At 36.6% G+C, this 8216-nt stretch carries 10 protein-coding genes and 1 pseudogene; 1 reads left to right on the top strand and 10 read right to left on the bottom strand.

From position 1 onward, the window contains the following. Positions 1-296: 296 nt before the first annotated feature. From BR02_RS14500 to BR02_RS0112220, 10 genes and pseudogenes are all read right to left on the bottom strand, one after another. Positions 297-707: a recombinase family protein gene (locus BR02_RS14500; RefSeq protein ID WP_238442472.1), complete on the bottom strand. Its 411-nt coding sequence runs from the start codon at positions 705-707 to the stop codon at positions 297-299. 30 nt (positions 708-737) lie between these two features. Beyond that, the gene (locus BR02_RS0112255; RefSeq protein ID WP_169738617.1) at positions 738-1244 is read right to left on the bottom strand and encodes a WapI family immunity protein; all 507 of its coding nucleotides are present in this window, start codon (positions 1242-1244) and stop codon (positions 738-740) included. A gap of 58 nt (positions 1245-1302) precedes the next feature. After that, positions 1303-1503 (bottom strand): hypothetical protein, encoded by a 201-nt coding sequence (locus tag BR02_RS15790; protein ID WP_207641034.1) that lies wholly within the window; start codon positions 1501-1503, stop codon positions 1303-1305. Between the two features lie 301 nt (positions 1504-1804). Then, a complete protein-coding gene (locus tag BR02_RS0112250; protein ID WP_014097261.1) occupies positions 1805-2206 on the bottom strand; it encodes an arsenate reductase ArsC in 402 nt (133 codons plus the stop codon). A 17-nt stretch (positions 2207-2223) separates the two neighbouring features. After that, the gene (gene arsB / locus BR02_RS0112245) at positions 2224-3276 is read right to left on the bottom strand and encodes an ACR3 family arsenite efflux transporter (protein WP_031517515.1); all 1053 of its coding nucleotides are present in this window, start codon (positions 3274-3276) and stop codon (positions 2224-2226) included. A gap of 6 nt (positions 3277-3282) precedes the next feature. After that, positions 3283-3813 carry a DUF2703 domain-containing protein gene (locus BR02_RS0112240; RefSeq protein ID WP_031517513.1) on the bottom strand — a complete coding sequence of 177 codons (531 nt, stop codon included), beginning with the start codon at positions 3811-3813 and terminating at the stop codon, positions 3283-3285. Continuing rightward, a complete protein-coding gene (arsA, locus tag BR02_RS0112235; protein ID WP_031517512.1) occupies positions 3806-5578 on the bottom strand; it encodes an arsenical pump-driving ATPase in 1773 nt (590 codons plus the stop codon). The genes BR02_RS0112240 and arsA overlap by 8 nt, the downstream gene beginning before the upstream one ends. A gap of 1 nt (position 5579) precedes the next feature. Then, positions 5580-5939 carry an arsenite efflux transporter metallochaperone ArsD gene (arsD, locus tag BR02_RS0112230; RefSeq protein ID WP_031517511.1) on the bottom strand — a complete coding sequence of 120 codons (360 nt, stop codon included), beginning with the start codon at positions 5937-5939 and terminating at the stop codon, positions 5580-5582. Between the two features lie 13 nt (positions 5940-5952). Beyond that, positions 5953-6288, bottom strand: a complete 336-nt coding sequence (locus tag BR02_RS0112225; RefSeq protein WP_015009204.1) for an ArsR/SmtB family transcription factor — start codon at positions 6286-6288, stop codon at positions 5953-5955. Positions 6289-6458: 170 nt separating this feature from the next. Continuing rightward, positions 6459-7946: pseudogene (locus tag BR02_RS0112220) on the bottom strand (recombinase family protein); the annotation flags it as partial. Between the two features lie 70 nt (positions 7947-8016). Here BR02_RS0112220 and BR02_RS0112215 point away from each other — a divergent pair. Further along, a partial coding sequence (locus BR02_RS0112215; RefSeq protein ID WP_031517508.1) for a transposase occupies positions 8017-8216 on the top strand: 200 nt, incomplete at its 3' end.

Here is an 8216-nt window from a genome sequence, read left to right as displayed (position 1 = left end):
CATAGTATGGTTTTTTAGCCACTTGTCATCGCTCCCTTGATTTAGTATAACAAAATCCTATATCAAGGTGTTACAACTTTAGTTTACCAGGTCAATATTTATAAACAGACACAGGAACAATTTAAGAATGTGACGATATTAAACCGCGGGAAAGTAATACCTATGTTTCGATGTTTAAAAGGTATACAGCATGGGTCATTTAAAATCTAAAAACCAAGATGAGTGGTCGGAAAGAAATATCCTACAAAAAGTTGACTCCGTCTTTTCTGCCTGAGCAATTGACTCTATAATTGAAATCATAAGATCATTATCTGTATTGGCTGTATCAAGCCCTTCTTGTCAAATATAACGCGAACACCGTGAGCCTTTAGCTGGTTCAATGAATCCAGAATTTCTACCGTATCTCGGCCAAATCTGCTAATGCTCTTTGTTAAAATAATTTCAACATCTCCCGATTTACAATCCTGCAGCAAACGGATAAATTCTTTACGGGAAGAACCCGTCCTGCCTGAAGCAATGTCTATATATGCATCTACTAATAGCCATTTGGGATTAGCTGCAGTTAACCTGGTTAGCGCTGATACTTGGGCGATAAGACTTTTCAGCTTTTCAGTACTGTTTGAACTCACACGACAGTAAATGCCTACTCGCTTTTCTCGTTTGGGAGGCAATGGCAGAATATAATGGATTCTTTTATTGTCAGCCACGATGAAACCTCCAGTTGCAAATCTTAATAGCTAACAGAAAATAATTCCTTTTGCAAGCATATCGTCAATAGTTTTACTATGTTTATCAATATTACCCATAATTAAATTCAAATAATTGGAAAGATAATATATGTTGCCCCTATCAAACTCGACGGATAAATAATTATTTGTTAAGCCCTCATTCCAAAAAGTTACAATCCATTCCATGGTAATGTCAACTATTTCACAGCCTTTTTTAACATAGATGTATTTAGGATCATTTCTCAAATCTTTCTTGGGATGGAAAATCAACTTGAAATCTGGCTCGACAAATTCCATTACTGTGATTTCAGTTAACTCGTCCTTTAACAATTTGTCCAGATTATTTGCCAATTTCTCAATCTCACACGATAAAAACACTTCGGCATTTTGTATTGAATAATTTAACCAGGCATCTGAAGTCAACGAAAAGTCTGATTTGCTCCATTGAGAATCCCAGTCTTCTTCGGATAAAGAACTATATTTGCGAATCTGTAGTTGAAAAATAATACCATCCAAGTCTAATTTAAACCACACGAAAATGCTCCCTTTCAATAAAAAAGTATCCAAATTATTGTTATTTGCAAACAGGATAATTACCATGTCTATAGTTTTCGTTCATGTTGGTTAGCCTATTCTTCAAATTTTTAACTCTAACATCCATCCTACTCTCACAACCCTGTATTTTTAAAAAAACATCTATTCTGCTCTGTCGTTGACCCCTAACATCTAACCTGCTCTGTCGTGAAGCACCTACATCTAATCCGCTCTGTCGCACTCAAAATCGGCCTCTTTGATTTGTTTCCGAGAACCGAAAAATGTGCCTATTTTCAAGTCATATTTTTATCCTTAGAATCTTAAAAGCCCTTATTTACATCCTTTTCAAGGATACTATTTTTCATTCCTTGTTATCAATACTACGCTCTCAACGTGCAACGAGCGGGGTGGATTGATGTCTTTTACATTGTCGGTAGTCGGAAACAAGTCAAAGGCACTTTTTGCACTATCGGTAGGCGGGAACATATCGACATATATAATTATAACGCCAACTACTAGATTTGTAATTGGCGTTATAATTATTATGACTTTAGTTTTGCTTTTAACTCTTTTATTTTTGTTTCTATTGTTGATATTACTTTTTTAAATTCCTCATCACTCTTACCTGTAGGATCATCCAACCCCCAATCTTCCCTGTGTTTACATGGAAGGTAAGGGCATTCCACATTACACCCCATTGTAATAACAATATCTACTGGAGGTATTTCATCAAGCAACTTTGAATGTTGAGTTTTCTCCATATCTATATCATAAAGCTCTTTCATTAGGCGCACAGCATCCTGGTTAATTTGAGGTTTTGTTTCTGTGCCAGCAGAGTAGCTTTCAAATATATCTCCTGCAAAGTGCTTACCAAGTGCCTCGGCTATTTGGCTTCGACATGAATTATGAACACATATAAATGCGACCTTTAGTTTATTACTCATTAAGCATTACCTCCTTTCTAGCTTTTTTCTGGAAACCAGTGCCTTGTATTATTCGCTATCTTTACTAATATCAACATAACAGGCACTTCTGTTAGAACCCCTACAATGGTAGCAAGTGCAGCTGGGCTTTGTGTTCCAAACAATGCAATCGCAACGGCAACTGCCAGTTCAAAAAAGTTAGAGGCGCCAATCATGCCAGCAGGCGCTGCTATCTCATGAGGAAGTTTTATAGCCTTGCTTGCTAGATATGCAATGAAAAAGATTAGGAAAGTCTGAATAATTAATGGTATAGCAATTAAAACAATATGCAGTGGATTATTCAGAATTACATCGCCCTGGAATGAAAAGATTATTATTAATGTTAGCAATAGACCTATGGTGGTGACATTCCCAAACTTCGGTATAAAGCTATTCTCAAAGTAATCGAGTCCTCGCCTTTTTGTGATGTAATTACGGGTAATTATGCCACCAGCTAGCGGGATAACAACAAACAATACTACAGATAAAATAAGAGTGTCCCAGGGTATGGTTACGCCGCCCACACCTAGAAGAAACGCAACTATAGGCGTGAAAGCTATGAGAATTATAAGATCATTTGTTGCCACTTGCACGACGGTATAAGCTGCGTTGCCTTTGGTCAAATAACTCCATACAAATACCATCGCTGTACACGGTGCTGCTCCAAGAAGTATTGCTCCCGCAAGATAGTCTTGTGCCAATTCTGCCGGAATTAGAGATTTAAAAATTACAAAGAAAAACAGCCATGCAATGCCGAACATAGTAAATGGCTTTATCAACCAGTTGGTTATCCATGTAACAAAAAGTCCCTTGGGATTTTTGCCTACATTTCTAATACTTTGAAAATCTACTTTTAGCATCATTGGATATATCATAAGCCAGATTAAAATCGCCATTGGTATTGATACATTTGCATATTCAAAACGTCCTAAAAACGCTGGTATTCCAGGTAAAAACTTTCCAATCAATACCCCTGCAAACATACATAAAATAACCCATACGGTTAAGTACTTTTCAAAAAATCCAATTCCACTATTTTGTTCCTTACTCATGTTAAATCAATCCTCCTTTCTTTCCAAGCTATCAAAAAATGTAATTAAGTTTTGTGGGATTTCATATTTCTCATTTGATAAAGGGATTGAACCATGGCCACTATAAACTTCTTTCAAAATTGCGTTGATAATCATGGATTTTGGAGGTTCCGTATACTCTATACCATCCTGCACCCAAACCCTGCAATCCACAGAGTCACCACACAGATCCCCACATTCCTTACAGGAAGATTCCTTAACCTCAAGAGCAATATCCCTGGCATTTACACGAATTGTTGGAGAACTTAAAAAATGGTGTTTAATGGCTAACTCCCTCGAATTTATATTAATCTTATTAACTACTATCTCAAATCCTGCCTCACTTAATACTGTAGATACTTCATTGACTGCATCATAGAGGTTAGTTTCAGTTCCTTGACACCTCTTACATACACTTAGGTCGAGATAAAGAAAATCAATTATAATCTGCCTTTTTTCCTGTTCTTGTCCGCAGCAACCACTGCCACAAGAGCAACAGCCAGTATCACTTTTATTCATCACTTTTACTACCTCCAGAGCAGTTCACTATACTTTCAATTGATGCATCCTGGAACCAAGGGATTCCAACAAAGTTATCAGAACTTATTTCCTTAACTTTTTCTAGCCATTGCTTTTCAGCATCAGCGCGAGCTATTAACATACTATTTTTAGTATTCGTTAAAGAAAGGCACTGATTAACCACCCACCATTTATTATTAATTCCCGCTCTGTTTAGGTCATCACTCAGTCTCTGAGCTTCAAATACTGGTGTTGCTTCAGGCAATGTTACAATTATAACCTCTGTCTGTTTCTCATCCCGAAGTCTTGGAAGTAATCTTTGAACAGATACCGGTGTTTCACCTTTGGTTCTCTGCACTTCTCTATGGTAGCTCTGTGTAGAGTCAAGCAAAAGAAGCGTATGACCCGTTGGTGCAGTATCAATAATTACAACTTCATTTTCAGCCTTGTCAACAATCTCAGCAAAAGCTCTAAATACTGCAATTTCCTGTGTGCATGGAGAGCGTAAATCCTCTTCAACATAAGCAATATCATCTTCGCTCATTGTTTCACGAGCCTTACTTAATACCTCATTTTGATATCGCAATAATTCCTTCTTTTCATCAATTTTGCTTAGTTTTATATTTTCAGTATCTTCAACCACATATTTGAGATGATCAGCTGGATCTGTAGATGTTAAATGTACCTTAACACCCTTTCTAGCAAGAGCCACAGCAATGGTTGCAGCAATAGTTGTTTTTCCAACACCGCCCTTACCCATTGTAAATATCACTTTTTTACCTGCCCTATAAATATCTTCAATCAGAACATCTAGGTGTCTTAAATTTAAGGATTTGCTATAAATATTATTTTTTGCGTAATCGTCACTGTATAAAAATGTTCTAATATTATCAATACCTACAACGTTATAAGAACGAAGTGGTATAGTGAAAATTTTAAACTTTTTTAAACCCTGTGGCATATTTTCCAAAGCCTTTTGCTGCTTATCTAACATTTTACTCGAAACATCGTCAGTTGCTTCACTCAGTATACCATTGATAACTAAAACTTGATTGTTTATCCCTAGGTCACTAAGCTCATGGCTTGAACGTTCAGCTTCAATCAAAGGAGTTTCCTCCGGTCTTGAGACCAGTATCAAAGTTGTTTTATCCTTATCCGCAAGGTTTTCAACCGCATTCTTATACATATCCTTTTTATCTTCAAGTCCAGCGAGCTGACCTAAACATGACGCCCCATGTGTACTTTCACTAATAAAATTACTCCAGGCTGATGGCAATTGCAACATACGAAGTGTGTGCCCTGTCGGAGCAGTATCAAAAATAATATAATCGTATTTATTCTCTGTGGATTTATCAGTGATGAAGTTCGAAAACTGGTCAAAAGCTGCAATTTCAACTGTACATGAACCTGAGAGTTGTTCCTCCATATTTACAATTACACTATCCGGCAACTTCCCCCTATATGGAGCAATAACCGATTCCCTATACTCTCTGGCAGCTTCCTCCGGGTTAAGATTTGCCACAACTAAACCCGGCACTCCATCAATCGGCACACCTTTGCCATCAAGCTCAGTATTAAAAACATCCTGCAAATTGGATGCAGGATCAGTGCTTATAAGGAGAACACTTTTTCCATTATCAGCTAAATTTACTGCCACAGCACAAGCGGTTGAGGTTTTACCTACACCACCCTTTCCTGTGAAAAACATATACTTAGTCAGATTTATCCCATCCAAACTAAATGGCTCATAATTATTCTTTGACATCTTAACAGCACCCCTTTGGTCCGCAGCAACCACTCTTCTTTTGAGCTTTTGCGCTTATTTCCACCCCTAACCATGCCGAAAATTCTTCGTTTGTCGGGTAGCTTTTAGTTTTTACAATTTCACCATCTAAAAGTGTTACAGGAAGAATATCTGCTCCTTCCTTTTGTAGAATTTCACTTATAACTTTATTGGAGATAAAATCCTGAGGTTCACTTGACAAACCATGCCTTTTTATAATAATCCCTTTTTCTTTAAGCGAATTAATAACAGTTGCTACTCTTAACAGCTCTGGGTCAATAGATGGGCCACAAACTCCTGTCGAGCAACACATTGCTGGGTCAAAAATCTCAATATTTTTCATTACTAAATCCTCCTTAACAACATTGATTATCAGATTTTTTATTTTTGCTCTTTTTACAAATACAATCTTCTTTATCGTTTGTTATGCATGTAAAGAAAGCTATAACCTCATCCGTTTTTTCCTTGTTTAATGTATATCTCATCCAAGCCCCATCACGTACTGCATTTACAAGGCCGCTTTCAGATAAAATCTTCATATGATAACTAAGAGTGGATTGAGAAATACTGAATTCTTCTAATATATCGCATGCGCACATTTCTCCACACGATAGCATATCAATAATCTTTAACCGTGTTTCATCTGACATAGCCTTAATTGCAGGAACATAATCTGCATATGAATGCTTCATAAAATTACCTCCTTTATATTTATATGTATCAATGATATCGAATGTTCTCGATATGACAATAATATCAAACATATCGATAGTTGTCAATATGATTTTGTAATTGTAATAAGTTAATTACAAAAACCGCCGACCAAGATGCCACAGCCCCTTAATCGGCGGTCAAACCCATTTTATATTTCTATGTCAATTTCAACACCAGATTTAAATTCAATAGTAAGTTTATCATCATAGACCGTTATTTTCTCTATAAGCTTTTTTACTAGTTGCTCATCATACTCCTCAAGGAGGGTGGGTTGTTCATTTAGGAAATCAACCATTTCTTCTAGTCTTTGCTTAGAACCCTTTTTTCCGGCTTCTTCTGCTAAAACTTTATGCCTTTCATCCCTAAGCCTATAGATTTCATCGGCTATATCATTATAATCTTCTTTAGAATTGGCCAATCGCAAAAGATCTTTTTGTAATTCTTCGAGCCTTTTATCTATTTCATACACTAAATTATTGTCCGTTTCACTTATCACAGTTTCTATATTTTCCTTTAAGGTAATCAAAAAGTCATCTTTTTGCCCAAGTAGCTTATTAATTGCATCCACCGTAGCTAAGCCTATCATGTCCTCTTGTACAGTTCGAGAATGACAAGCTAACCCTGTATTCTCAAGCCTACTGACACATCTCCAAACAATCGATTTTTTGCCTCTGTTATTCCAATGAACTCTACGGTATATTTCACCACACTCTCCACAGAAAATAATTTGTGAAAATACATGATTTGCACTAAAGTTTCTTTTCTTTCCACTAGTACTTATATGTCCTTTACTTCTACGAACTAACTCTTCTTGAACCTGCATGAAAATTTCACGCGGGATAATAGCTTCATGACTATTCTCAACATAATATTGAGGTACGATACCGTTATTTACAACCCTCTTTTTTGTAAGAAAATCTACTGTGTAAGTTTTTTGGAGCAATGCATCACCAATATATTTTTCATTGCTTAATATCTTCCTTATGGTACTGGTATGCCACCTTTTTTTGCCCGCTCCTGTAAGTATGCCATCTGCTTCAAGTCCTTTTTTAATTTTATCCATACTGGAGCCTTCAAGATATTCTCGGTAAATTCTCTTAACTATTTCAGCCTCCTCCGGCACAATTACTAATCGCTTATTCTCATCCTTGGTATATCCTAAAAACCTAGAGCAATTGACCATTACTTCTCCTTGTTGGTATCGGTATTGATAACCAAGCTTTACATTCTGGCTTAATGACTGGCTTTCTTGTTGCGCTAAGGAAGCCATAATAGTTAGCATAATTTCACCTTTGGCATCCAGTGTATTGATATTTTCTTTTTCAAAATATACCGCAATATTTTTATCTTTTAATTTTCTGATGTAATGTAGGCAGTCTAAGGTATTCCTAGCAAATCGGCTTATTGATTTGGTAATAATCATATCAATTTTCCCTGCCATGCACTCATCAATCATTCGATTAAATTCATCACGATTTTTTGTATTTGTACCGCTGATACCATCATCAGCAAAGATCCCTGCAAATTCCCACTCTGAATTTTTCTTAATAAATTCAGTATAATGTTCAATCTGCACTTCGTAACTACTAGCTTGTTCATCACTGTCGGTAGAAACTCGACAATAAGCAGCGACCTGACCTGGTAAACTAAAGTTGTAACACCTTGATATAGGATTTTGTTATACTAAATCAAGGGAGCGATGACAAGTGGCTAAAAAACCATACTATGAACCCGAGTTAAAACAAAAGATTATACGCCTTCATCTCGAAGAAGGGCGCACACAAAAGAGTCTGACTGAAGAATATGGCCTTGGCCAAGGTACGATATCATACTGGTTAAAGCAACACCGCAAAGAATGCCAATTCAACCCTCAACTACAAGAACAAACAGATGCTTTCGAAGAGAA

The organism is Desulfofalx alkaliphila DSM 12257 (assembly GCF_000711975.1).
Classification (GTDB): Bacteria; Bacillota; Desulfotomaculia; order Desulfotomaculales; family Desulfohalotomaculaceae; genus Desulfofalx; species Desulfofalx alkaliphila.
Note: the sequence above shows the minus strand (reverse complement) of the source record. Positions and strands in the feature narration are given on the sequence as shown.

Bases quoted from the DNA above. Each gene is read 5' to 3' on its own strand.
- BR02_RS0112225 (WP_015009204.1), bottom strand. From the start codon at position 6,288: ATGAAGCATTCATATGCAGATTATGTTCCTGCAATTAAGGCTATGTCA.
- BR02_RS0112250 (WP_014097261.1), bottom strand. From the start codon at position 2,206: ATGAGTAATAAACTAAAGGTCGCATTTATATGTGTTCATAATTCATGT.
- arsA (WP_031517512.1), bottom strand. From the start codon at position 5,578: ATGTCAAAGAATAATTATGAGCCATTTAGTTTGGATGGGATAAATCTG.
- arsD (WP_031517511.1), bottom strand. From the start codon at position 5,939: ATGAAAAATATTGAGATTTTTGACCCAGCAATGTGTTGCTCGACAGGA.
- arsB (WP_031517515.1), bottom strand. From the start codon at position 3,276: ATGAGTAAGGAACAAAATAGTGGAATTGGATTTTTTGAAAAGTACTTA.
- BR02_RS0112240 (WP_031517513.1), bottom strand. From the start codon at position 3,813: ATGAATAAAAGTGATACTGGCTGTTGCTCTTGTGGCAGTGGTTGCTGC.